The organism is Thermaerobacter composti, assembly GCF_033582035.1.
Classification (GTDB): domain Bacteria; phylum Bacillota; class Sulfobacillia; order Thermaerobacterales; family Thermaerobacteraceae; genus Thermaerobacter; species Thermaerobacter composti.
Genome location: NZ_CP132508.1, coordinates 2465244 through 2490086 on the forward strand (window position 1 = coordinate 2465244; position 24843 = coordinate 2490086).

Annotated in this window: 20 protein-coding genes and 1 riboswitch; of the genes, 7 read left to right on the top strand and 13 right to left on the bottom strand. The window is 75.0% G+C overall.

The genetic code is table 11. The annotated features are described in order from the left end of the window. The first annotated feature begins 141 nt into the window (after positions 1-141). Both Q5761_RS09990 and Q5761_RS09995 read left to right on the top strand, forming a co-directional pair. Positions 142-1014, top strand: coding sequence for a transketolase (locus tag Q5761_RS09990; RefSeq protein ID WP_318750489.1), 873 nt, complete (start codon positions 142-144; stop codon positions 1012-1014). Positions 1015-1106: 92 nt separating this feature from the next. After that, positions 1107-2090: a transketolase family protein gene (locus Q5761_RS09995; RefSeq protein WP_318750490.1), complete on the top strand. Its 984-nt coding sequence runs from the start codon at positions 1107-1109 to the stop codon at positions 2088-2090. Positions 2091-2381: 291 nt separating this feature from the next. Here the strand turns inward: Q5761_RS09995 and Q5761_RS10000 are convergent, their stop codons facing one another. From Q5761_RS10000 to Q5761_RS10045, 10 genes are all read right to left on the bottom strand, one after another. Beyond that, positions 2382-3011 carry a hypothetical protein gene (locus Q5761_RS10000; RefSeq protein WP_318750491.1) on the bottom strand — a complete coding sequence of 210 codons (630 nt, stop codon included), beginning with the start codon at positions 3009-3011 and terminating at the stop codon, positions 2382-2384. A 140-nt stretch (positions 3012-3151) separates the two neighbouring features. Continuing rightward, complete coding sequence (locus tag Q5761_RS10005; protein ID WP_318750492.1) at positions 3152-4264, bottom strand: metal ABC transporter solute-binding protein, Zn/Mn family; 1113 nt, start codon at positions 4262-4264, stop codon at positions 3152-3154. Then, a complete protein-coding gene (locus tag Q5761_RS10010) occupies positions 4261-6108 on the bottom strand; it encodes a metal ABC transporter permease (protein ID WP_318750493.1) in 1848 nt (615 codons plus the stop codon). The genes Q5761_RS10005 and Q5761_RS10010 overlap by 4 nt, the downstream gene beginning before the upstream one ends. Next, a complete protein-coding gene (locus Q5761_RS10015) occupies positions 6105-6950 on the bottom strand; it encodes a metal ABC transporter ATP-binding protein (protein ID WP_318750494.1) in 846 nt (281 codons plus the stop codon). The genes Q5761_RS10010 and Q5761_RS10015 overlap by 4 nt, the downstream gene beginning before the upstream one ends. A 359-nt stretch (positions 6951-7309) precedes the next feature. Continuing rightward, on the bottom strand, positions 7310-7966 hold the full coding sequence (locus tag Q5761_RS10020; protein WP_318750495.1) for a hypothetical protein: 657 nt from the start codon (positions 7964-7966) through the stop codon (positions 7310-7312). 485 nt (positions 7967-8451) lie between these two features. Further along, entirely contained in the window at positions 8452-9882 is a 1431-nt protein-coding gene (locus Q5761_RS10025; protein ID WP_318750496.1) for an ISLre2 family transposase, read from the bottom strand. Between the two features lie 542 nt (positions 9883-10424). Then, the gene (locus tag Q5761_RS10030) at positions 10425-11732 is read right to left on the bottom strand and encodes a Mur ligase family protein (RefSeq protein ID WP_318750497.1); all 1308 of its coding nucleotides are present in this window, start codon (positions 11730-11732) and stop codon (positions 10425-10427) included. Then, positions 11663-12277, bottom strand: a complete 615-nt coding sequence (locus Q5761_RS10035; RefSeq protein WP_318750498.1) for a Mur ligase domain-containing protein — start codon at positions 12275-12277, stop codon at positions 11663-11665. The genes Q5761_RS10030 and Q5761_RS10035 overlap by 70 nt, the downstream gene beginning before the upstream one ends. A gap of 569 nt (positions 12278-12846) precedes the next feature. Beyond that, entirely contained in the window at positions 12847-14025 is a 1179-nt protein-coding gene (locus Q5761_RS10040) for a lysine exporter LysO family protein (RefSeq protein WP_318750499.1), read from the bottom strand. Beyond that, positions 14010-14369, bottom strand: coding sequence for a hypothetical protein (locus Q5761_RS10045; RefSeq protein WP_318750500.1), 360 nt, complete (start codon positions 14367-14369; stop codon positions 14010-14012). The genes Q5761_RS10040 and Q5761_RS10045 overlap by 16 nt, the downstream gene beginning before the upstream one ends. Positions 14370-14908: 539 nt before the next feature. Beyond that, positions 14909-15018, top strand: a riboswitch (TPP riboswitch). A gap of 134 nt (positions 15019-15152) precedes the next feature. On the opposite strand from Q5761_RS10045, the gene thiD reads away from it, so the two are divergent. The 4 genes from thiD to thiE all read left to right on the top strand — a co-directional run bounded on the left by thiD (position 15153) and on the right by thiE (position 18881). Continuing rightward, positions 15153-16154, top strand: a complete 1002-nt coding sequence (gene thiD, locus Q5761_RS10050; protein WP_243123563.1) for a bifunctional hydroxymethylpyrimidine kinase/phosphomethylpyrimidine kinase — start codon at positions 15153-15155, stop codon at positions 16152-16154. Further along, positions 16147-16746: an energy coupling factor transporter S component ThiW gene (gene thiW, locus Q5761_RS10055; protein ID WP_318750501.1), complete on the top strand. Its 600-nt coding sequence runs from the start codon at positions 16147-16149 to the stop codon at positions 16744-16746. The genes thiD and thiW overlap by 8 nt, the downstream gene beginning before the upstream one ends. 162 nt (positions 16747-16908) lie before the next feature. Beyond that, a complete protein-coding gene (gene thiM / locus Q5761_RS10060) occupies positions 16909-17859 on the top strand; it encodes a hydroxyethylthiazole kinase (protein ID WP_318750502.1) in 951 nt (316 codons plus the stop codon). Beyond that, the gene (thiE, locus tag Q5761_RS10065) at positions 17856-18881 is read left to right on the top strand and encodes a thiamine phosphate synthase (protein ID WP_318750503.1); all 1026 of its coding nucleotides are present in this window, start codon (positions 17856-17858) and stop codon (positions 18879-18881) included. Before thiM ends, thiE begins: the two co-directional genes overlap by 4 nt. An 88-nt stretch (positions 18882-18969) precedes the next feature. Here thiE and Q5761_RS10070 read toward each other — a convergent pair whose 3' ends face one another. Further along, positions 18970-20580 carry an IS200/IS605 family accessory protein TnpB-related protein gene (locus tag Q5761_RS10070; protein ID WP_318750504.1) on the bottom strand — a complete coding sequence of 537 codons (1611 nt, stop codon included), beginning with the start codon at positions 20578-20580 and terminating at the stop codon, positions 18970-18972. A 350-nt stretch (positions 20581-20930) separates the two neighbouring features. On the opposite strand from Q5761_RS10070, the gene Q5761_RS10075 reads away from it, so the two are divergent. Then, on the top strand, positions 20931-22424 hold the full coding sequence (locus tag Q5761_RS10075; protein WP_318750505.1) for an MFS transporter: 1494 nt from the start codon (positions 20931-20933) through the stop codon (positions 22422-22424). A 286-nt stretch (positions 22425-22710) separates the two neighbouring features. Here Q5761_RS10075 and Q5761_RS10080 read toward each other — a convergent pair whose 3' ends face one another. Next, a complete protein-coding gene (locus Q5761_RS10080) occupies positions 22711-23916 on the bottom strand; it encodes an ABC transporter ATP-binding protein (protein WP_318750506.1) in 1206 nt (401 codons plus the stop codon). Next, a complete protein-coding gene (locus Q5761_RS10085) occupies positions 23913-24749 on the bottom strand; it encodes a carbohydrate ABC transporter permease (protein WP_318750507.1) in 837 nt (278 codons plus the stop codon). The genes Q5761_RS10080 and Q5761_RS10085 overlap by 4 nt, the downstream gene beginning before the upstream one ends. Positions 24750-24843 lie beyond the last annotated feature (94 nt).

The window sequence follows — 24843 nt, forward strand, 5'->3', positions numbered from 1 at the left end:
GCCCCCCGGCGGGACCGACCGCCCCCGGTTGAGTCCCGCGGGCAAGCCGGGCATAATCGGGCCAAGTCCAACCCCTGCGCGGCCCCCACGCGCAGCGGCTTCGCGTTCCCCCGGATGCACGGCCGGCAGGAGGCGATGCACGTGCCTGCACCGACGGTTCCGGCAGAGACGCTGGCGTCGCTGGAAGAACGGGCGCGCCAGCTGCGCCGCCACGTGATCCGCATGATCGCCGCGGCGGGCTCGGGCCACCCGGGCGGCTCCCTGTCCGCGACGGAGATCGTCACCGCGCTGTACTTCCACGTGATGCGCCACGATCCGGCCCGCCCCAACTGGGCGAACCGCGACCGGTTCGTCCTGAGCAAGGGGCACGGGGTGCCCATCGTCTACGCCGCCCTGGCCGAGGCCGGCTACTTCCCCTTAGGCTGGCTCGAGACGCTGCGCAAGCTGGGCAGCCCCCTCCAGGGACACCCGTCGCGGCGCGACTGTCCGGGCATCGAGGCATCCACCGGCTCCTTGGGCCAGGGGCTCTCCATCGCCGCGGGGATGGCCCTGGCCGGCAAGCTGGACGGCAAGGACTACCGCGTGTTCGTCCTGCTGGGCGACGGCGAGATCCAGGAGGGCCAGGTCTGGGAGGCGGCGATGTTCGCCGGGCACCACCGCCTGGACAACCTGATCGCGATCCTGGACTACAACCGCTACCAGCTGGATGACGCGGTGGACGCCATCGTCTCCCTGGAGCCGGTGGCCGACAAGTGGCGCGCCTTCGGCTGGGACGTGGAGGAGATCGACGGCCACGACCTGGCGCAGGTGGTCGCGGCCCTGGAGCGGGCGCGGGCGGGCACGGGCCGCCCGGTGATGATCGTCGCCCACACCGTCAAGGGCAAGGGCGTCTCGTTCATGGAGAACAACAACGAGTTCCACGGCCGCGCGCCGACACCCGAGGAGACCCAGCGGGCGCTGGCGGAGCTGGAGGGCGGCACGCCGGCGAGCGCCCCGGGCGCCGGTCCGTCCTAGGTCCCCGGCGGTCCGGGGCGCAGGGCGCGCCGCCGACCCGAGGTCGGGCCTCCGCGGACCCGGACGGAATGGAGGGCGAGGAGGGGATGGGGATGTTCGGCCTCCCAACGGGGAAGCCCACGCGCCAGGCCTTCGGTGAGACCCTGGTCGAACTGGGACGCCAGCGCCCGGAGCTGGTGGTCCTGGACGGCGACCTGTCCAAGTCGACCTACACGCGGTACTTCGCCAAGGAGTTTCCCGACCGGTTCTTCAACGTGGGCATCGCCGAGGCGAACATGGTCGGTCTGGCGGCCGGGCTGGCCTCCTGCGGCAAGATCCCGGTCTGCGCGAGCTTCGCGGCCTTCCTCATGTGCAAGGCCTTCGACCAGATGCGGATTGCCGTCAACTACGCCGGGCTGAACGTCAAGTTCGTCGGCAGCCACGGCGGCATCAGCATCGGTGAGGACGGCGTCAGCCAAATGGCCGTGGAGGACGTGGCCCTGGCCCAGGCGCTGCCGGGCTTCGTGGTCCTGGTCCCCGCGGACGAACCGGCCACCCGCCGCGTGGTGGCCGCGGCCCTGGACCACCCGGGGCCGGTCTACATCCGGGTGGGACGGCCCAAGGCGCCCCTGGTCTACGATTCGCGGCCCTTCGACTTCGCCATCGGCAAGGCGGTGACGGTGCGCGAGGGGCGGGATCTGACCATCGCCGCCAACGGCCTGATGGTCGCCGCCGCCCTGGCCGCCGCCGAACGGCTGGCGGCCGAGGGCATCGAGGCGCGGGTGCTGGACTTCGCCTGCGTCAAGCCCCTGGACCGGGAGGCGGTGCAGGCGGCGGCCGAGGAGACGGGCGCGCTTGTGGTGGCGGAGGAGCACCTCAAGGCCGGGGGTCTCGGCAGCGCCATCGCCATGGCGCTGGCGGAGACCGTGCCGGTACCGGCGGAGTTCGTCGCGATCCAGGACACGTACGCCGAATCGGGCGAGCCGGAGCAGCTGATGCGCAAGTACGGCCTGAGCCCCGAGGCCATCGTGGATGCGGCCCGGCGGGTGCTGGAGCGGAAGCGGGCGGGGGTGGCGGGCACTGCCTCGCGGCACTGAGGCGGTGGCTCCGCCCGCCCGGGCGCGGCCGGGCTCCCGGTGGCACCTCGCCCTGCCGGGCCCACGCCGTCCACTCCGCCTGGGTCCGGCCCTCGCGCCCCTCCGGCTGCCGCGGGCGGCCGCGCGGCCCCCGGCCCACGGCCGCCCGTGCCGCCCCGGCCGGGGCCCGGCCCGGCTGCCCGGGCCGGGCCCCGGCCGTCCCAACGCGCTACCTGACTCGAGCGATCGAGCGTGGCGTGCGTTGCCGTCGACGCCCTCGGGGTTGCCGTGGAGCGCGGGAGGCGGGCGCGATCATGGGCGGCCGCCCGCAGGGGTGCCCGCCTCCCCGGCGGGGCCGAGGACCTCCTGGGCGAGGGCGTCCTCGCCCTCCAGGGTGATGGTGGCCCCCCAGTAGTGGCGGTCGCCGCCCGGCACCGTCTCGTGATTGAACACGAAGTAGTCCAGGTCGTGGACGATGCGATGGGCCACCCGCACGCGATCGGCGTCGCGGCGGGCATAGCCTTCCTCGAGCGCCTTGGCGAAGGCTTGCAGGTCCCTCCCCACGCTGGCGGGCGTGAGCCGCGGCGCCACGTCGCGCAGGAAGCGCAGGGCGTCGCCTTCCAGCACCTCGCGCACCGCGTCCCAGGCGGGGCTCTGCCGGTCGCGCAGGAGCGAGAGGTGCCCCCAGCCGGCGATCTGGTTCATCCGCTCGTGGACGGCGCGGACGTTCTTCTCGGCCCGTTCGAGCTCCTCGGGCGTGGCGGCGGCGAGGCTCTGGCTGATGGCCTGGATCCGCTCGGCGTCGGGTTCGCGGCCCCCGCCCAGGACGGCCAGGGCCGCCTCGCGCCAGGCACCGCCGGCCGGCGTGAACAGCCAGGCCACGGCGCCTGCCAGCACCGCGACGGTCAACCCGGCGGTCACCCGCCGCCACCAGGGGGCCATCCTCTCCCTCCCCGGCCAGGAACGTCCTGCCAAGGCCATGGTAGCCCGCGGTTGGCGCCGTGCCAAGCCGCCCGGCGGTGCCAGCGGCGGGCAGGTCGCCGGACCCGCCGCGAGTCCGACCCGCATCCCGTTCAGCGGCCTCATCGTCCGGATCGCAGGGCGGCGGTGATGACCCGCACGTTGTGGCGCATCATGCCGAGGTACGTCTCCGCGCCGCTGCCCGGCGGCCCCACCGAGTCGGCGTAGAGGCGACCGCCGATGGGTACGCCCGCCTGGGCCGCCAGTTCTTCCATCAGCTTGGGGTTGATGGTCGACTCGACGAAGGCCGGGACGCCGTAGCGCCGCAGGTTCCCCATCAGGCGGGCCAGGTCGGCCGCCGACGGCTCCTCTTCGGTGCTGATGCCCCAGACGGTGTCCACCACCCGCAGTCCGTAGCGCCGGCCGAAGTACCGGTAGGCGTCGTGGGTGGTGACCAGGAGCCGCCGCTCCGGGGGCACCGCCGCCACCTGCCGCGCGATCCAGCGGTCCAGCTCCGCCAGCTCCGCCCGGTACCGGTCGGCCTGCCGCCGGTAGAAGGCGGCGCCCGCGGGGTCGATCCCGATCAGGGCGTCGCGGATCACGTCCACGTAGCCCATCACCCGCACCGGATCCATCCACAGGTGGGGATCGGCGCGGCCGGGATCGCCGGGCCAGGGCAGGGGATCGGCATCCACGGCCTCCGCGACCCGCACGACCCGGGGAAGCGCCCGGCGGTCCGGGCGTGCGTCCAGCAGGCGCTCGGCCCAGAGGTCGAGCCCGTACCCGTTGAGCAACACCAGGTGGGCGCGGTGCACGGCCAGGGCGTCCCGCGGCACGGGCTCGTAGCTGTGCGGGTCCTGGCCGGGGGCCAGCAGGCTGTGGACCCGTACCCGCGGCCCGCCCACCTGGGTGGCGAGATCCGCCAGGATCGTGGTGCTGGCCACCACCAGCGGCCGCGGATCCCCGGGGCCGGCGATCTGCGCCCACCAGCCGCGACCGGCGGCGAGCACCGCGGCGAAGGCCATCAGCACCAGCAGCAGGATCACCGGCAGGGCCCGGGGGAGGCGGCGCAGGACCCGGTCCACGGCGCGGGGGGTCGAGGCGCCGGCCCCATGGGCCGGCGGGGGCACGGCCTGCCCCACGCCGCGGGGCCGCGATGCCCCGTGCCCGGACGAGCACGGGTCGCGTCCCCCGGCGGGCAGGGCGTACCCCGTCCGCCGCCCGGTCCCCCTCATGGCTGTTTCACCGGGCCGTCGGCACCGTCGCCCGGCCGCGTCGACCCTTCGCCGGGGGGATCCCCGTCGTCGGCCGTCCCCGCCGCCCCCGCCGCCCCACTGGGCGGCCCCTCGTCGGGGGCGCGCTGCGCCCCCTCGGCAGGCGCCGCGTCCACCGGGGCGACGTAGAGACAGCCCGCCTCCCGGTCGCCCAGCCAGAGGGTGGAGCCGGGCCCGGCGGGTGCGCCGGCCCCCGGCTGCCCGTCGCCTGCGTCCCGCGGCCGCACCTGGAGCCGGATGCGCCCTACCTCCCGCCCCAGCACCCGGACCCGGGCGCCCGGCACCAGGCCGCTGCGGCGGAGCCGGGCCAGGAGGTGCGAGTCCTCGTCGTCCACCCGGACCACCACGGCCTCCCGACCCGCCGGGATTCGATCCAGGGCGACCGGCCGGGGCCCCGCCTCCCCCGGGACCTCGCCCGCCGCGGTCGGGATCGGCGCCCCGTGGGGGTCCCGCTCGGGATGGCCCAGGGCCTCGGCCATCTCCTCCGCCAGGTGGGGCGGCGTGGCGTGCTCCAGCTGGTGGGCGACCTCGTGGACGTCCTCCCACGCCATCCCTGCCACGTCCGTCAGGTACCGCTCCCAGAGGCGGTGGGTGCGGATGAGCCGGCGCGCCTCCCGCACCCCCGCCGCCGTCAGGCGGGCGCCCCCGGGGACCCCCATGCCGAGCCCGGCGAGCCGGCCGAACCGGCCGAGCCGGCGGGCGGTTGCCAGTCCCCCGGCGCGGCGGGCGCCGGGCGGCCGGGGGCGGTCGCCGGCCTCCCACGTTGCCAGTCCGCGGGCCACTAGGCGAGCCAGGGCCCCGTGCACCTCGCGCCGGGAGAGACCCGTCCAGGCCACCAGGGCCTCCAGGGCCACGGGCGCAGCCGACCTGCCGTCCGCCGCGCCCTCCTCGGTGCCCAGCTCGTGGAGGGCCTTGAGCACGTCCTCCGCCGCCACCACTCGCGCCAGGCGACGACGCTCCAGGGTGCGGGCGAGCAGCCCCTGTTCCGGCGCCAGGACCAGCGCCACGGCGAACGCCCCCATGGCCACCAGCACCATGGCCGGTCCCGAGGCCACGTTGAGGTAGAACGAGAGGTAGAGCCCCGTGATGGCGGCCACAACGCCGAGCCCCACCGCCAGCCCGATCATCGCCGGGAAGCGTCGCACGAGGAGATACGCCGTGGCCGGCGGTGTCACCAGCATGGCCAGGGCCAGGACCACCCCGACGGCCTGGAGGGCGGCGACCAGCGTCGCCGAGACGAGCAGCATCATCAGGTAGTGCAGGGCGCGGGTGGGCAGGCCCGCCACCTCGGCGGTCAGGGGATCGAAGGCCCACAGCTGCAACTCCTTGAAGAGCAGCAGGACCAGCCCCACGGCGGCCGCGGCCACCCCGGCCATCAGCACCAGGTCCGTCCGCGACACGCCGAGCACGTTGCCGAACAGGATGTGGAACACGTCCACGCTGCTACGGGCGCGGCTCAGGATGGCGAGACCCGCGGCGAAGGCGCCGAGGAACAGCAGTCCCGTCGCCGCGTCGGACTTGAGGCGGGTGTTGCGCTCGAGGAAGCCGATGCCGGCCGCCGTCAGGAGGGCGCTGGCGAGGGCACCGGTGAAGTAGGGCCAGCCGAGCAGGTAGGCGACGGCGACGCCGGGCAGCACCGCGTGGGAGATGGCGTCGCCCAGGAGGGACCAGCGGCGGACCAGGAGGAAGCTGCCGGTGACGGCGCCGGCCACGGCCACCAGCACGCCGGCCAGCAGGGCGCGCACCATGAAGGGGTACCGCAGCGGCTCCACCAGGATCCCCAGCCAGCCGGGCTCACCGCTCACGGGCGCACCACCCCCGGCAGGGCGACGCGATCGAGGTAGGTCAGGCGGCCGCCGTAGGTCTGGCGCAGCCGCTCGGGAGTCATGACCTCGGCCGGCGGTCCGAAGGCGATGATGCGCCCGTTGACCAGCGCCACCCGGTCGTAGTGGTCGATCCCACCCAGGTCGTGGTCGACCACCAGGATCGTCCGGCCCGCGTCCCGCAGCCGGGCCAGCAGCCGCCGCACCACCTCCTGGGTGGCCGCGTCCACGCCGGCAAAGGGCTCGTCGAGGAGGATGAGATCGGCGTCCTGGGCCAGGGCGCGGGCGATGAACACCCGCTGCTGCTGGCCGCCGGAGAGGGCGGCCAGGGGCCGGTCGGCGTAGGCCGCCATCCCCACCTCCTCCAGGGCCTCCGCGACCCGGCGGCGGTCGGCGGGGCCGGGGCGGCGCAACCACCCCAGGTGCGGCACGCGCCCCATCATGACCACGTCGGCCACGGTGGCCGGGAAGTCCCAGTCGATCAGCTCCCGCTGGGGCACGTAGGCGATGCGCCGCCGCTGGGTGGCCACGGGCTTGCCGAAGATGCGCACCGTACCCGCCGCCGGCCGCACCAGCCCCAGGATCGCCTTGAAGAGCGTGGACTTGCCGGCCCCGTTGGGGCCGACGAAGGCCACCAAGAGCCCCGGCGGCACGGCCAGGCGGACGCCGCGCAGCACGGGTCGGTGATCGTAGGCCACGTAGAGGTTGCGCAGCTCGACGGCGGGCGGCGGTGCGGACGCCGGATCCCCCCCGGACGGCGCCCACGCCCGTCGTGCCTTGGCCGCGGGGGGTCTCGGCCCGTCGCGGCCCTTCGGGTCATCCATGGCGATGCCCCCGTTTCCTTCGACGGATGCGCTGCGGAATCGCTGCGGAATTCGCTTCACCCAACATTTTTGCACAAGTGCAAATCCGGGGCACGCCCCGTCGCCCCGGGCGCCGTGGGTGACGGACCGATCTCGCGGACCACGCTGACCGCATGGTCAAGCAGGCCGTCGACGAAAGGGTGCGGCGCACGGCCCCGCGCCGGCATCGCCGCCCGACGGACCCCCGCCAGCCGCCCGCCGCCTGCGGGGCGCAGAGGCCCCAAAGGCGGGGCGCGGTGCGCCGCTGGCGAGGCGCAGAGGCGGGCCGCGGCGTGTCGCCGGCGAAGTGCAAAGGCGGCCGCGGCGTGTCGCCGGCGACTCTAGCCGTCCCAGCCCGTCGGTCCGCCCTCGGGGCGTGGGACCGCGGGTCGGACGCGCGCGTCGGCGGGGACGCGGCCGTTGCGGCCGGGTTCGTCCGCCATGCGGTCCCGTCCGCCTTGGGCGGTCCGCCTGGGGGCAGCCCCGCCGGTCCCGGGGCGGGACGAACCGGCCTCTCCGCCGCCGGGATCCGCGTCGCCGCCGTCTTCGGGAGGGCGCGCGTTGGGCCGCGGCACCTCGATCACGGCGATCTCCATCCAGCGGCCGTCCATCCAGGTGTTGGCGTAGATCAGGTCGGGCTGCCCGTCCGCCTCCAGGCGGGGGTAGAGGTGAAAGCGCAGTCCCGCGACGTCCGCCGCGTTGTAGAAGCCGGAGTAGTACAGGATGTCCAACACCTGCTCCGCCAGGGCCAGCGCCTCCCGGCGGTCGGGGCGGACCACCGTGCCGTCTTCCCGCAGCGTGGTCTCCATGAAGACCTGGGCCAGATCGTTCAGCACCCGCGGGTCATAGGGGTGGTCGCGGCGCGGGCGGGAGTAGCCCTGGCGCACCGGCCGCCTCGCGCCGGGGCGGCGGCCGGGCTCGGCGCCGGTTCCTTCGCCTCCGGCCTCGGGAGACCCGTCGGGGGAGGGTGCCCCGTGGCCCCCGTGCTCTCGGTCCATGACACGTCGCCTCGCTTGTCGGCCCGCGGCAGGGCGGGACGCCCTCCCGGCCTGCACCCGGACCGCGGACGCCTTCGGGCGACGGTGCCGCCCGCCGCGCCGGGCAGGCCGCCCGCGCTGGCCCGCCCCGCCGGCCGACCCGGGTGCCGCAGCGGACGCTCGGGCGGGTTCCGCCCTCCCGGACCCGGGGCGCGCGGAGGGCGGGTCTCGCGCCGGATCCGGGAGCGGGGCCGGGTCGGGTCCGGGGCGGATCCCGCTGACCCTGGGGCCGCCCGTCCACGAGCCGGCGGTCCCGAGTTCGGCCCCTGGCCGACCTCGGCCGGCGGGCCCCTGGTCGGCCTGGCCCCTCGGCCCCCTGGCCGACCGGGGCTCGCCTCCGTCGCCTAACGATGAATGATAGCACAGCCTTCCCCCGCAGGCCCGACGACGGCCCCCACCCCGTCCGTGTCACGTTCCGATGGGTGCCCCCAGCGGTGAATCGGCTGTCAAGCCACCGGTGCGTGGACATGGGCCAGGTCGCGCAGCACCTGAACCCAGGGTTTGGTCGCATGCGGCCCGGTGAGCGCTGGGATGCGGGCACGCAGCCAACGGGCTGGGTCCTCCTCGAGCTGGCGCATCACGCGCTGAACGGCCTGGCGTGTCGCCTGCCGCACGCCGGGCGAAATCTGCAGGGGCCGGCCGCCGAGGACCGCGCGCCAGTGGGGGTCCACGCGTTCGCTCAAGAGCCGCGCCAAGTGGTCGGCGCCGCGTTCACTCCAACGCGCCCCATGCCGTTTCATCCGTCGTGCAAGGACGTGAAAGACTTCTGCTTCGATCGCCCCCAGCCGCGGCGCTTCCCCAGAAGCCACAATCCCGTCCCAGTGCTCCCGCAAGTAGCCGCGCAGCCGCAACAAGCGCTCCCGCGCCGGACCACGCCGCCCCCGTAGCGCCTGGCGAAGCGCCGACTCCACGCCCGCCCAATCCCCCGCTTCGATGGCCCGGCACACCTGGGCGTACGTCTCCTCGGAAGGCGATAACGCCTCCCGCAGGGCTCGCCGCAGGTGGAACGGATCCAGCCGGTAACACGCGCGGGGGAAGTACTGCAACCCCTGCTTGACCCAATGCGCCCCATCGCCTCCGAGGTAACAGGCCTGGACCGCGCTCAGATCCCAGTGCGTCCCCCAATAGGCGCTCGCCTGCTCCCAAAAGGCCGTCCCCGGCATCACCCCCGCCACGACCCGCCGCTCCCGCAGCGCTTGCCGGTTCGAACCCACGGCTTGCTTGCCTTCGTACGCGACCCCCAGCTTCAACACCACCGGTTGCCCTCGACCCCGCAGATAAACCTCGTCCGCTTCGGCATGCAGCTCGACGCTCCGGCGCCGGCCTTCCGGCACCTGGCCCTCCACGAACACCGACCGCCGTAGCCGCTCCGCCGCCTCCTTCAACCGGCGCCCCGCCCGTTGGGACGCCCGCCACACCGTCATCGCCCGCGCCGGTGCCTGCCCCGCCGTCAACTCCCGCAGGACCGCCGCCGCTCGGTGATACGGCATCTCCGTCGCGAGCCGCCGGCACAGCGCTTCCAGCCGCGGCGACAGTCGCCGCCGCGATTCCAAGCCCAGTGCTTCATCCAGCAAGAACACACCCTGGCCCGTCGCCCGGTCCCGGTAGTAACGTCGCTTCACCTGCAACTCGCCCAGCGGCGTGTCCAGGACCCGCTCCCGCGTATCCAGGCACTCATATCGGCTCGGGTCCCGCTCCTGCATCAGTCGCTCATCGATCCCGGCCAACACCCACTCCAGCAGCCGCAGTGTCAGCCGGCCGCTGAGCCGCTGAACGGCTTCCTCCAGTTCGCCAAACGATCGGTCCTCCGTCACCAGCTCCGCCAGTTCCCGCAATGTCTGGAGGAAAAGTTCGCGCACAGCGTGTATGCTGACCATGGGGCCTCACCCTCCGACTGCCGCTGGGGAAGCCGTCCCGATGCAGGGACAGCCTCCGGGTGAGGCCTTTTCTATTTGCCTCGACCCTCACCTACCGAAACGTTACACGGACCCCCCACCCCCACGACCCGCGGCCTCCCGACGGCCGTCCGCCACACCCGTGCCCTCCACCCCGTCCCGACGCCCGCCCGTGGCCCCCACGACCCCCGGCTGTCCCGACGGCCGTCCGTCACCCGCACGGCCCCACCCCGCCCCGACCACCCCACGGCCCCGAACGACCCCGCGCCTCCGTCCCCACGACCCCACGTCCCCGGACGACCCCACGCCGATCCCCCGCGCCCGACGCGCGGCGGCCGGAGACCCCACGCCCGGCACGCCCGACGCCCGACGAGCCGAGGCCACCCGTCCCCATATGACCCCAGGTGACGCCCCCGCGCCCGAGCGGGCGCCGGTTCGACCGCCGGCGGAAAGGCAAAACGCCCTGCTCCGGCCCACCCACCACCGGCGCGGCCCCCTCTACCGCCCATCCCACCCGGCCCAGGCTACGGCCGGTCGCCGCCGGGGGTCCGTGCCAAGGCCTGACGGGTGGGCATCGTCACCGCCCCGCGGGCCGGCGCGGCCGCCCCGCCTGGGACGACCCGGCGACCCGCCGCAGGGGGGCCGGCCCCGGCCACGGAGCCGTCCAGCGCCGCGGCGGCATCGGGCCCGTGCCGCCGCCCGTCGGCACCCCGGTCCTCGGCGAGGATGGCGCGCAGATAGGCGGCCCCCGCATCCATCCCCTGCGCCCCGAGGAGCAGCAGCAGGTCCCCCGCTCCAAGGCGCGCGACGGCCGCGGCCACGGCGTCGGGCAGCCGGGCGAAGGTGAGGACCTGCGGCGGTTCGAGGCCTCCGGCTGCCAGGCCCGCCAGGCACGCCTCCCATTCGCCGGGCTGCACCGCATCACGGGGCGCCGTGTCGCCGTCGCTGGCCGTCACCACGACCACGGCCCCCGCCCGCCGCGCCTCGCAGGCCAGCTGCAGCCCATTGGCGTAGTTGATCGCCTCCCCGCGTCCACCGCGCACGGCGTAGACCGCCACCAGCCGCCGGTGGGGCAGGCGGGAGGCTACGCCGAAGCAGGCCGCCAGGCTGTCCGGCCGGCCGGCGGTGTCGTCGATCACCGTGAACGGTTCGCGCAGGATCACCTCGGTGCGCCGCCGTGGCGGGCGAAAGCGCGGCACCGCCTGGGCCACCTGCTGCGGACTGAGGCCAAGCCACAGGGCGGCGCCGACGGCCGCCACCACGTTCAGCGCGTGGTGGGAGCCGAGCAGCTGGGTGTCGACGGCAAGGCGCCGCAGCGCGGCCCCCTCTTCCGGACGAACCCGGCCCGCCGGCGGCGCCAGGTCGGCCGCGCGCCTACGCACGGACGACGGCCACCCGGACGGCAGCTCCAGCCAGAGCCGGTTCGTCCAGGGGAGGGGGGCCGGGGCCGGCCCCTGCGCACCGTGGAAGAGGGTGCCGTCGCGCCGCGGGAGGGTGCCATCGCGGCAGACCCCGGCCCCGTGCCCGCCGGGATCCGCCAACGGCACCATCGCCTCGGCGAGCAGCCGCAGCGCCCCCTCGGGGCCCCGTCCAAACGGGACCACCGGCGCCCGGGCGAAGCGACCGAGCCGCAGGGCCGCCTCCCCGGCGTGCATCAACAGGCCGCCGTCAGCGGGCACCATCGCCACGAATCGTCCCTTGGCGGCGGCGTAGTGCTCGTAGGTGGGATGGTATTCCAGGTGCTCGAGCGGCGCGAGGTTCGTCACCACCCCGAGGTCGAAGGCCACGTCGTCGACCCGTCCCTGATCGGCGCCCTGGGACGACACCTCCATGACCGCCGCCCGGCAGCCGTCGTCCACCATCTCCCGGAGATGGCGGTGGAGGTCGAGGGGGCCGGGGTCGTCAGGTGGCCCGGCCGGCGGCGACGGCCGGTGTCGACCACCAGCGAGCCCATCACGCCGGTCGCGATCCCCGCCGCCGTCAGCAGGTGGTGCAACAGCAAGGTGGTGGTCGTCTTCCCCGTGGTGCCCGTCACGCCGACGACCACCAGGCGGCGGGAGGGATGGCCGTAGCGGTTGGCCGCCAGCCGCGAGAGGGCCCTGCGCGCCGAGGGGACCCGGAGCCAGGTCACGCCGGGCGGAAGCGGCAGCGCCGGCGCCTGCTCGGCGACCACCACCCGCGCGCCGCGGCGCAGCGCCTCGCCCGCGAAGGCCGCGCCGTCGTGACGACGACCGGGGACCGCGACGAAGAGGTCGCCGGGTTCGACCCGCGCCGAGTGGCTGCGGATCTCCGCCACCCGCGCCGGCAACGGATCGCCGCTGGCGACGAAGGTCAAGCCGTCGAGCAGCTGTCCGAGGTCCAGCGCCATCGAGCCCATCCGCCCCCCTCCCTGGGGTTCCCCGATAGGCGTATGTCGCATCCGCCGGGCGGGTGTCACGGGCCAGGGCAATGGGCTCCTCCCGCACCGGCACCTCGGGGCCGAAGGCGCCGCCCGCGGACGGAAGCGAGGTCGGAGGCGAGAGGCGGCACCGCCGAAGGCCCGCGGCCCGGACGAGCCGGCCGTCCACGGGCGTCGCGAACCGACACGGGCGTCGCGAACCGAGTCGAGGGGTCGGGGGTCGAGGCGATGCCCCGAGGACCCACAGGGCGGGCGGCCATCCGCGCGGCGTCGGCCGGTCGGGGACGGGGACCAGGGCGGGTTCAGGGCAGGGGCCCGCGAAGGCGCGGAGGGCCGTTCGCCGGCGCCGCGCGCTGCGGCGCGACGAGGGCGGGTCGGGTCAGGCCGGCGATGAAGGCTGCAGGGAGGCACGCTACGGGCGGGTCCGGCAGCCGATGAAGGCCGCACCGAGGCAGGCTACCGGGCGGGTCAGGCAGCCGACGAAGGCCGCATCGAGCCGGGCTACCGGAGCGGGTCAGGCATCCGATGAAGGGCCGCATCGAGGCGGGCTACGGGCGGGCCAGCCAACCGATCAGGGCCGGAGCAGTCAGGGTGAGCACCAGCCCGTGGACGAAGGCCAGGGCCGTGATGCCGGCATCGCGGACGGCGGCGGCGATGACCGGCAAGGTCGTGTCCATGGTGGTCGCGCCGCCCGGCAGCACCGTCAGCCACGCCCGGCCGCCCGCCCGGCGGGCGAGCAGGGGGACGGCCACCACCGTGAGCAGCTCGCGGAACACGTTGGCCAGGAAGGCGAGGGCACCGGCGGCCGGTCCCCACAGCTGGGCGACCACGACGCCCGCCATGCTGTACCACCCGAAGGCGGCGGCGACGGCCAGGGCGAGGCCGGGCGGCTCGCCCAGCAGCCGGCCGGCCAGCCAACCGCCGGCCAGGCTGCCCAGCCCGCCCACCACCGGGAGGACCACCGCCTTGGCCCGGGCCGCCCGCAGGCTGGCGCGGGTCGCGGGCCACTGCCGACCGAAATCCCAGCCGAAGAGGGCCATCAGCAGGAGCAGGGCGTAGCCGGCGGCGGCTCCCGCCATGTGGCGGAGCCAGTGCACCAGGGCGATCCCCGGCCCCGCCCCGTCCCTGGTCGGGTCGGCGACCGCGGACGAACCGGCTGCGACGGCCCCGGCATCGAAGCCGCTCGCGACCGGGGTCCCGGCCAGGGTTCCGGCCACCGTGTCCGGCGAGCCCGCCAGGTGGAGGACGAGCCCTCCGGCCGCCCAACCGGCGGCCACCGCCAGCACGGCCGCCCCGCTCATCCGCAGCGCCGCGACCGCGGGGCCCGGTGCCACCGGGCGGGGCGCCCCTGCCCCGGCCGCCGTCCCGTCGGCTCCCGAGTCCGTCCTTGACGCCGTGGGAGCGGTCCCGCGCCCCGGGACCCGTCGCGGCGCGACACGGCCCCGCGCGAGCCGCCGCCGCACCAGGGCCATCCCGCCCGCGGCGAGGATCCCGGCCCCCACCGCGCCGCCGGCCGTCGCGACCGCGAACACCGCGGCATGGACGCCCAGCCGACCGAGCTGCCCGCCGACCGCCGGATCGAGGCCCAGCCGCAATCCGATGCACGCCAGCATGAGGCCCAACGCCCAGCGGGATGCCGTCGGCCCCCAGGCCTCGACGCGGTGCCGGACGAGGCCGGCCCGCCCCGCCGCCATGCCGGCGGCGAGGGCGATCAGGACGCCCGCCATGGGCCTCCCCCGCTCTTCCGGGCGGGGCGCCGGGGACGGCGGGAGCCGGCGACGGCCGTTCCCCGACCTCGATGGGCGGGGGAGCCGCCCCGGTCGCCCGCGCCAGCCGGGGGCCACGGTCCCGCCGGCACCCCGCCCGCACCCACCTCCGCGCCCCGCCGCTGGAGTCCGGACATCACCCGGGCGAAGAGCGCCACCGCGGCCACCAGCGCCACCGCCATCCCCGCCGTCGCCGCCACCAGCCCGGCGACGGAGCCGCCGGTGCGCCGCTGCCACAGCACGGCGATCGCCGCGAACGCCACCAACGCCATGCCCCGGACCAGGGGCTTCAGTCGTTCCCGCACGTCGTTCCCTCGCTTCCCCGGCGTCCTCGCCGGCGCCGGCCGTCTGGCCCCCAGGCGCGTCGCACCGCTGGGCGCGTCGGGGGCCCCGCTCCGTCGGACGCGCCCTGGTTCCCGCCCCCCGCGCTGCCGGACCGTTGGGCTGACCGCTGCTTTCCTTGCACGTCCGTTCTCCCCTCACCCCGGTCACCGCGGTTCCCGCCCACCCGCCGTGCGGGCCGTTGCGCGCCGCTGCCCGGCCGCCGCGGCCGGCGCCGCGCGCCGCCCCCCCAACGCCGCGACCGCGCCGCGCGGGCGGGTCACCCTGGCGCCCTTCATCGTGGACATGCCGCCGGTGTCGGCCCCCGCCGCGACTGCGCTCGACGGGCGGGTCGGGCGCCGGCTCGGGCTCCCGTTCCCGGGGTCGGGCACCGGTTGCGACTCCCGCTCGCGGGGGTGGGGTACCGGTCCCGACGCCCGTTCGGGCGGGGCAGGCGCCGATTCCGACCCCCGTCGACCGGGAGCCGTTGACCTGGGGCCGGCGGGATCCGATACTGGAGATGGTAGCACCGTGGGGGTGCTGGCGTCACGCCGGCTGAGACGAGCCCAGCGGCTCGAACCCCTCGAACCTGACGTGGGTAATGCCACCGGAGGGAACGGTGCGGTCCAGCCTCGACGATCGCCGCTCGATCGCTTCCAGGCACCGGGGCCGCGTTCTTCCCGCGGCCCTTCTTTCGTGATGCCCCGCACCCCGTCCTTCCCCGGCAGCCGGGACCCCCACCGACGCCACGAAGGGAGCGACGCGCCATGGTCGCCTCGACCCTCGCCGGTTCCTCCGGACGAACCGGCCCCGCGGCCCCCCCGCCCCGGGCCATGACCATCGCCGGCTCCGACAGCGGCGGCGGCGCGGGGATCCAGGCGGACCTCAAGACCTTCAACGCCCTGCGGGTCTTCGGCACGTCGGCCATCACCGCCCTGACGGCCCAGAACACCGAGGGGGTACGGGATGTCCACCTGGTGCCCCCGGAGATGGTGGCCGCCCAGATCGACGCAGTCCTGGACGACATCGGCACCGACGCCGCCAAGACGGGCATGCTGGGCACCACGGCCATCGTCGAGGCGGTGGCCGAGCGCATCCGCTACTGGCGGGATCGCCTGGGTCCCTTCCCCCTGGTGGTCGACCCGGTGATGATCGCCAAGAGCGGCGCCCCCCTCCTGGACGAACCGGCGCGGGACGCGGTGCGGCGGCTGCTCCTGCCCCTGGCCACGGTCCTGACGCCCAACCGCCACGAGGCGGAGGAACTCAGCGGCATCCCGGTCCGCAGCCTGGACGACGCGCGGCGCGCGGCCCGGGCGCTCCACGCGCTGGGGGCGCGCTGGGCGGTGGTCAAGGGCGGCCACGTGGCGGAAGACGCCGCCGAGGCCGTCGACGTGGTCTACGACGGCCGGGAGTGGCACCTGCTCCGGGCGCCCCGCATCGTCACCCGGTCGACCCACGGCACCGGCTGCACCTTCTCGGCGGCCATCACCGCGTACCTCGCCCGGGGCTACCCGGTCTTGCGCGCCCTGCAGGAGGCCAAGGCGTACATCACCGAGGCGATCCGACGCGCGCCGGCCATCGGCCGCGGCCACGGCCCGACGTGCTCCTTCTACCCCTGGGAGCCGGCGGCCGGGCCCGCATCGGCCGCCGCGGCCGCATCCCCGGCGGACCCCGACGGAGGCACCGGGGGACGCGGCGAGCAGCCCCCCACGTCGAACCAGGAGGGGGCGCCACCGGGTGGTGCGGGCCGGGTGGCGAGGGATGCGTAGGGCTCCCGCCGCGGCCTCGGCGAAGGGCGACGGACCGGCGGAAGCGCCAGCGGGTCCCGCCAGCCAGCTGCGCACCCTGGCCCGGGCCGCGGCGCTGATCGCCCTCGGCACCGTGCTGGCGGGGATGATCCGCGTCCCCGTCGGCGTGGCCACAGCCACGCCCGTGCAGCATGCCGTCAACGTGCTGGCCGCCGTCTGGTTCGGCCCCGGCGGTGCCGTCGCCGTGGCCTTCGGGATCAGTCTTCTGCGCAACCTGCTGGGCCTTGGCACGCTCCTGGCGTTCCCCGGTAGCCTCTTCGGCGCGGCCCTGGCCGGCTTGGCACACCGGGTCTGGCGTCGTCCCGTCGCCGCGATGGCCGGCGAGGTACTGGGGACCGGCCTGGTGGGCGGCCTCGTCGCCTTTCCCCTGGCCCGGTGGCTCCTGGGCCAGACGACGGGGGCCTGGTTCTTCTACGTGGTGCCCTTCGGCGTCAGCAGCCTGCTGGGGGCCCTGGTGGCAGGCCTGCTGCTGCGCTGGCTGCCGCCGATGGAGCCCCCTGGCCTGCGGCCGACGGAACCCCCTGGCGGCGGGCAGGGGCCGGCCGCCCGCTGATGGCGGGAAGCAGGCGGGGCCTGGGGGCCGGTTCGTCCCGCGACGAACCGGCCCCGGCGCTCGGTTCGGCCGTCGCCGCGGGAGAACGCCGTGCGGCGGAGGCGGCAGGGGGGCTCGGGCCGGCTGCGGCCTGGGCAGAGCCGTGCGAAGGAGGAGCCGTCGATGATCCATCGCGAAACGCCCGTCGACGACCGGAGCCCGGCGTCGGCATCCCCGGTGGGACCCCACCCCACCCGGGGGCGGGACCGGGAGGCGTCGCCCGTCCAGCCCGCGTCGACGCCGCCGCCATGGGAGGCGGCGGCGCGCGAGGTGCTCGGACGGTTGCGCCGGCGTCGTCCCCTGATCCACCACCTGACCAACCAGGTGGTCATGCACTGGACGGCCAACATCACCCTGGCACTCGGGGCGTCGCCCCTGATGGCCCCCGAACCCGCCGAGTTCCCCACCATCGCGGGGGCCGCCGGGGCCCTGGTCCTCAACATCGGTAGCCTGCGGGCGCACGACGCCGCGGTCTTCCGGGCGGCGCAGGCCGAGGCGCGCCGCCGTGGACTGGCGGTCGTGCTGGACCCGGTCGGGGCAGGGTTCACGCCCCTGCGCACCGACGTCGCCCGGCAGCTGCTGGAGGGCGGGGTGACCGCGCTCCGGGGCAACGGCGGCGAGATCCTCGCCCTGGCGGGCGGCGGGAAGGGCCCCACCCGCGGCGTCGACAGCGGCCGGGTGGCCGAGGCCGAGGTGGCGGCGGCGGCCCGGACGCTGGCTCGGCGGTACGACTGCGTCGTGGTGGCCAGCGGGCCGGTGGACGTGGTCACCGACGGGCACCAGGTCTGGCGCGTGGCCAACGGCCACCCGTGGCTGACGGCGGTGACCGGGGGCGGCTGTGGCGCCACCACGGCGGTGGCGGCCTTCCTGGCCGGGTCGGCGGATCCGCTTCGGGACGCGACCCTGGCCATGGCCGTCTACGGCCTGGCGGCCCAGCGGGCTGCGGCGCGGGCGGCGGGCCCCGGCTCCTTCCAGCCGGCGTTCCTCGATGCGCTCTACGCCCTCGGCGCGGCGGGGACGGAAGAACCGGAGGGACTTGACATCCGATGGAACGAGGAGGAGGCGGCGCGATGAGCGGGCCAAGGTCCAAGGGGTCGGGCGCCGCTCCCGGTCCGGCGCCGGTGCCAAGGGAGACGGCCATCCGGCCGGGTGGGCAGCAGCGCATGCCGGTGCCGGCGGGGACGGTCATCCGGCCGGGTGGGTGGTGGACCCCGATGTCACCGGAGGGTCGCGGTCCCGGCGGGGGACCGAGCCGCGGTCCGGAGTCCGTCGGCGACGCGCCACCCACCGGGGATCCCAGGGGACCGCTCGCGCCCCAGCGCCCGGACCCCGGCTCGGCGGATGCGACGGCCAAGGCTCACGAGGGCGCCCAAGGGCTCACCGGGCTCGAGCCCCCCGCCGCGACCACCGGGGCCGAGGACGCCGCGGGCGCCGACGCCGATGGACGGGCACCGCGGGCGCCGCGCCGGCGCACCGGCGAGCTGGCAGTGTACTTCGTCTACGATGTCGGCCTGGTGGGGACGGGCGATCCGGCGCCGGTGCTGGAGGCCGTGCTGGGGGCGGGGGTGCGGGCCGTCCAGTTCCGGGCCAAGGCGGTGCCCGACGGCCTCGCCTACCGGCTGGCACGCGCCGTGCGCCGGCTCACGGCGCACCACGGCGCCCTGCTGGTGATCAACGACCGCCTCGACCTCGCCCTGGCGGTGGGCGCCGACGGCGTCCACGTCGGCCAGGACGACCTCCCCGCCGACGTGGTGCGGCGGCTCTGGCCCGACGGCCTGCTGGGCGTGTCGGTGCGAACGCCGGCGGAGGCCCGGGCCGCCGAGGCCGCGGGAGCGGACTACGTGGGGGCCGGCGCCCTGCGGTCCACCGCCACCAAGGACGACGCCCGGGTCATCGGCCTCCAGGGGCTCGAGCGCGTTGCCGCCGCCACCCGCCTGCCGGTGGTGGCCATCGGGGGGATCACCGTGGCCGACCTGCCCGCGCTGCGGCGAGCGGGCATGGCGGGGGTGGCCGTGGCGTCGGCCATCGCCCGGGCGCCCGATCCCGGCCGGGCGGCGGCCGCGTTCGTCCGGGCATGGCAGAGGGCGTCCGGCTGATGCTGCGTCGCCTTCCGGTGCGGTTCGAGTCCCGGCATGGCGACCTACCCGAACCGTTCCTCAAAACATAGGCATTGATTGCATCCGCCTATGACGCCGGGCGAACGGTGCTCCCGACGATTCGCGCCGGGGGATCGCACCCCGGACCCCAAGCCAGACCATCGCACCCGGGGCCGTGCGGCCTTGAGGCCGCCGGTGCCCGGGTGGATCGGGGTTCCCCCCGACCTGGGGCGTCCTCGGAGGACCGCTGATAGAGCCGGTGCGCCCGCTGGCCGCGCACCGACGGGGCGATGCGCCGCCAATCGCTCCAGACGTGCCGCCCTCGATTCCTCGCGGGTAGAGGGCGGGCGGTTCCGGAGCGCAAGCGCTCGCCCAAACCCAGGCCCCGGCGGGCGATCGCCACCGCCGCGGCCGCGTGGGGCGACAGCCCGTACCGGGCCATGAACTTGACCTTGCCGATCACGCTGGTGAAGGCCGGGTTGACGCGGAGCACCTCCACGCCTTCCCGGGCGGCCCGGGCCATGAGCAGGGCGGAAAATTTGCCGTAAGCAAACGCGGACAACTTCCGGGCGTAGCGCTTGTCGTCTTCTCGAAGACGGGCCTTCTTCTCCCGGAAGTCCAGGTGCTCCACCACGATGGGCTTGCCGGCGCCCTTGGCCCATGCCACCAGGTCCGCCACCGCATCGCCCAGGATGGCCTTCACCTGCTCCCGGCGCTTGCCTTGGAGCGGAAGTCGGATGTCGCGCGCCGCCACCGGGTTGCCGAAGCGGTCGACCTCCGCCACGGCCAGCCGGTCGGGGTTCAGATCGGCGCCAAGGGCGCCCGCCCTCCGCGATGTCGTGATCGGGGCCGCGGGCCGTTCGGTGGTGGCGAAGACGTACCAGGCGCCGTTCTTCCGGACAAAGCGGTAGGAAATCGCTTGCCCGGACGCGAGGGCCGCCAGGATGACATCCTGCCCATAGGGGAAACGGACGCCCTGCAGCCAAACATGCCGCCCGAAGCGGCCGGCCAGGGCGTTGGGCAACCGAAGGCGCAAGCGGTCGCCCAAGAGCGAACACGTCTGGTTGCCGCTCCTCTCGTCTTTGGAGCCGAGGCAGAAGAAGCTTTGGCTGCGGGCATCGCGCCATGCCTTGCGCCATGCGTCGTGGGAAGCGAACCCATTCGCCTCCAGGTGGAACTGCCGGTGGAACAAACGCCGCGAGCCAAAGCAAATCGGCGGCGATCCCGTCCGCGCTTCCGCCGCTTCCAGGCGGGCGCGCAGCATCGCCAGCCGCCGCTTCTTCTGGTGCAGCCGAAACCGGACCCGGCGCCGGCGCGCCGCCCGCTCTTGGGGGGCAAGGGTCGCCCAGCGCCCCTTGCCCGAGGCCAAGGCTTTCGCCTGCTTCTGGAGCTTGGCGATCGCTCGTTCGGTGGATTGGATCTGCCCGCGCAGGTGCGCCAGATGGTGCCGATGGGCTTCCTCCGCCGCCTTCACCTTGGCCTTCAGGTCGGTGGCTAGCGCGTTGAAGTAGCGGGCTGTGATGCCGTCGCGGGCAATGGACTCCCGCTTGCACTCGACAAGGGGACGCTTCCGCACGTAGAGATCGACGAACAACCGGCGCAGCAGGCGACCGTACAGGGCGGCGAGGGCGTCCAGGGCCGGGTAAACCGACCGGTCATGGATCTTCGTCTGGAAGGTCGCCTGCATCGGCCCGATCATCCTCCTTTTCCCAGGATATCAAACATATGTTCCGCCTGCAAGCTGAAGAGGGGACGGGTCGGAAGTGGGGGAACCGTTATGCGAAAGGTTCGCCTACGGCTGATAACAGATGACGAGGGAATGGTAAGCAGCTACGAACCCGCGTACGACGACGTGCGGAACGCACGACGATCTCCAGGCTGACGCTGTAACCAGGCTTGCGCCCCGGCCCCCTAGAGGATGGCGTACTTCTTCTTCCAACCGATGGCACACGCCATCTTGCTCCGTGCTACACTCCCGTTGTGGCCGTGGAGCAGGGGCGGGAGCGACCAGACGCTCCCGGCCGGTTGAGGGATGGGAGATGAGGGGACGTGTCGCGCCGCCTGTCGTCCTCGTCGGGTCCCAGCGCACCGACCGCGACGGGCCCCGGTGCCGGTTCGTCCACGGTGGGGAACGCTCGCCGGGCCGGGACCGCCCACAGCGGCACGCAGGACCGCACCCCGCGTGTGCTCGGGGTCCTGTTGCTGGGCGTCTTCCTGGGCGCGCTCGACATCGCCATCGTCGGCCCGGCGCTGGCCGCCATCGGGCGGGACCTGGCCGTCAGCGAACGCCAGCTGAGCTGGATCTTCACCACCTATGTGCTCTGCAACCTGGTCGGCAACCCCTTGATGGCCCGCCTGTCCGACCTCTACGGGCGCCGCCCGATCTACATGCTGGACGTCGGCCTGTTCGCCCTGGGGTCCGTGGTGGTGGCCGCGGCCCCGTCCTTTGCCGTCCTGCTGGTCGGACGTGCCGTGCAGGGGCTGGCGTCGGGCGGCATCTTCCCCGTGGCCAGCGCCACCATCGGCGAGACCTTCCCGCCCGAGCGCCGGGGGCGCGCCCTCGGCATGACCGGCGCCATGTTCGGCCTGGCCTTCCTGGTGGGGCCGGTGATCGGCGGCGTGCTGCTGCCCTTCGGATGGCCGTGGCTGTTCCTGATCAACGTGCCCCTGGCGGCGCTGATCCTCGTGTGGGCCCGCCGCGTGCTGCCGCCCCCGCGACCGGCAGGGCGCCGGGCCTTCGATGGGTTGGGCATGGCCTTGCTGGGGGGCGGGCTGGTGGCCATCGCCCTGGCGATCAACCAGGTGGACAGCCGCCAGATCCTGAGCAGCCTCAGCGCACCGCGGGTGTGGGGGTTGCTGCTGGCGGGCGTCGCCGCCCTGGTGGCCTTCCAACGGGTCGAGAACGCGGCGCCGGCGCCGCTGATCGACCCGGCGCTCTGGCGCAATCGGCAGCTGCGGCTGGCCAACGGCCTGGCGGGCCTGAGCGGTCTGCTGCAGGCGGGGCTGGTCTTCGTGCCGTCCCTGGCCGTGGCCGCCTTCGGGGTCACGCCCGCCACCGCCGCGTACCTGCTGGCTCCGGCGGTGCTGGCCAGTGCGGTCGGCGCGCCGGTGGTCGGCCGTCTGCTGGATCAACTGGGTTCGCGGGCGGTCCTCGTGGGCGGCACCGTCGTGCTGGCGGCGGGTCTGCTGGCGGTCCCCGCGGTCACCGGCAGCCTTCCCCTCTTCGTGGCAGACGGGGTGGTGGTGGGACTCGGGCTGGCCAGCCTGACCGGCGCACCCCTGCGTTACGTGGTGTTGAACGAGGCCGGCGCCGAGCATCGGGCGGCCGCCCAGTCCCTCCTGACCGTGGCCAGCAACATGGGACAGATCGTCGGCAGCGCCGCGATGGGGGCCATGGTGGCCTCCCACGCCGGCGACGTGGCGGGTTACGAGCAGGCTTACGTGGTCCTGGGCGTCCTCGCCGCCGCCGGTGCCCTGGCGTCCCTCTTCCTGAAGAACCGGGAGGAGGAGCGGCGGACGGCGCTGCGGAACGCCCCGGCCTGACGGCTCGGCCACGCCGCGCCGCAGCAACGGTGTCGAGCCGTCTGCTGCCCGCCGTATCGGCCCGAGGCCCACGGCGCCAAGGCGCACGGCACGCCCGTCACCGGCCGGGTGCCCGCGCCATCTCGGCACCGTCCTTGAAACCGTGGGAGGTCACCACCAGCACCACCCGGTCGCCGGCGCGCAGCCAGCCCTCGTCCCGCAGGCGCAGGGCCGCGGCCAGGACGGTGGCCGACGAGGCCTCGGCGTAGACGCCGGCCCGCGCCAGCCTAGACGCCGGCCCGCGGGCTTAACCGGCCGTGCCCGCGCTCTCTTCGGCCGGTTCGTCCGCCACCGCATCGCCGGGGGCCGCCGCCACCGGCCCCGCCACCGGCCGGCGCGCCGCCGCGCCCGGCAGGGCCACGCGGCTGCCGTCCGACAACCGGAACAGGTGGAGGCGCGACACCGGCAGCCGGACGCCCACCGCCTCCCCCTCGACCACGGCGGCGTCCGCCGGCACCAGGGCCTGCAGCCGCAAGCCCGCCGCGCCATCCCCGGCGCCGCCCGGCATCGAGGCGACGCTGCGGCCGGCTTCCACCGTGACCAGCTTCTCGTGGCCGAGGAGCTCGATCATCGTCACCCGGCCGTCCAGGTGCCCGCGACCGGGCGCCACCAGCTGCACGTGGTGCGGCCGGATGCCGATGGCCACCTCGTCGTCCCGCGCCGCCGCCGGCAGCGGCAGGTACACGGGCAGGCCGTCCACCTGCAGGCGCGTCCCGCTCACCCGACCCTGCAGCCAGTTCATGGGCGGGTGGCCGATGAAGGAGGCGGTGAAGCGGTTCGGCGGCGTCTGGTAGAGCTCGTAGGGCGTGCCCTGGGCGACGCAGCGGCCCGCGTTCATCACCACGACCCAGTCGGCGATGGTCATCGCCTCGGTCTGGTCATGGGTGACCAGCACCGCGGTCACGCCCAGCTCCCGCTGGATGCGCCGGATCTCGGCGCGCATGGCCTGGCGCAGCTGGGCGTCCAGGTTCGAGAGCGGCTCGTCCAACAGGAGCAGGGCCGGCCGCTTGACCAGGGCGCGAGCCAGCGCCACCCGCTGCTGCTGGCCGCCCGAGAGCTGTTCTGGCCGCCGGTCCAGCAGCGCCTCGACCCGCACGAGCTCCGCCATCTCGTGGACGCGGCGCCGGATCTCCCCCTCCGGGAGCCGCTGCATCCGCAGCGGGAAGGCGATGTTCTCGAACACCGTCATGTGCGGGTAGAGGGCGTAGCTCTGGAAGACCATGCCCACGTTGCGCCGCTGGGGCGGCACGTCGTTGACCCGCACGTCGTCGAAGTAGATGTCGCCCGCCGTCGGCCGCAGCACCCCGGCCAGCATGTACAGGGTGGTGGACTTGCCGCAGCCGGACGGCCCCAGCAGCGCCACCAGCCGACCGGGCTCCAGCTCCAGGGTCAAGCCGTCGACGGCCGTCACCGCACCGAAGCGCTTCGTCACGCCGTCCAGCCGGATCCTCACCGCTTCACACCCCCCGTGTACAGCACCATCAGGTAGCGCTGCAGGAACAGGTAGACCAGCATGACCGGGATCATGTAGAAGACGGCCACGGCCGTCACGGTGCCGTACCGGGCCACGTCGGCCTGGGAGAGCAGCGACCCCAGGTACACCGGCAGGGTCTGGACGTCGGCGCCCGGCGCCAGCACGTAGGGCAGCAGGAACTCGCTCCACCCGGACAGGAAGGCGAAGACCGCCGACGCCATCAGGCCCGGCCGGATGATGGGCAGCACCACCCGCCACCACGTGGTCAGGCGGCTGGCGCCATCGAGCAGCGCCGCCATCTCGTGGTCCCAGGACACCTGGTCGTAGAAGCCCTTGAGCACCCAGACGTGGAAGGGCAGCTCCAGGGCGATCTTGGCCAGCACCACGCCCGCCAGGGTGTCATAGAGGCCCAGCTGCCGCAGCAGCAGGAACAGCGCGACCAGCAGGGTGATCCCCGGGAACGCGTGGAGGACGATGAGCATCGCCAGCCACAGCCGCCGCCCTGGCACCGAGAGGCGCGCCAGGGCGTAGGCAGCCGTGCTGGCCAGGAGGACCTCCCCCACGGCCACGAGCACGGCGAAGAGCAACGTGTTCAGGGTCAGCTGGGCGATGTTGGGCCCGAAGGGATCGGGCTGCCAAAGGAACGACCAGTTCTCCAGGGTGAATCCCAGCGGCCGGAAGCCCTCCATCCCGTCGCTCCAGGACGCCACAAGCAGCCACGCATAGAGCAGCAGCACCGGCAGCGTGACGGGCACCAGCAACAGCCACGCCCACCGCGCCGGCCGCTGGGTCTCGCTCAGGCTGCCGAGCACGCCGCCACCTCCCTTCCCGCGATCCGCGCCGCGATCCGCTCACCTGAGGGCTCGATCCCCCTCGCGCTCCACCCGCCTCGATGCCCGCGAGCCG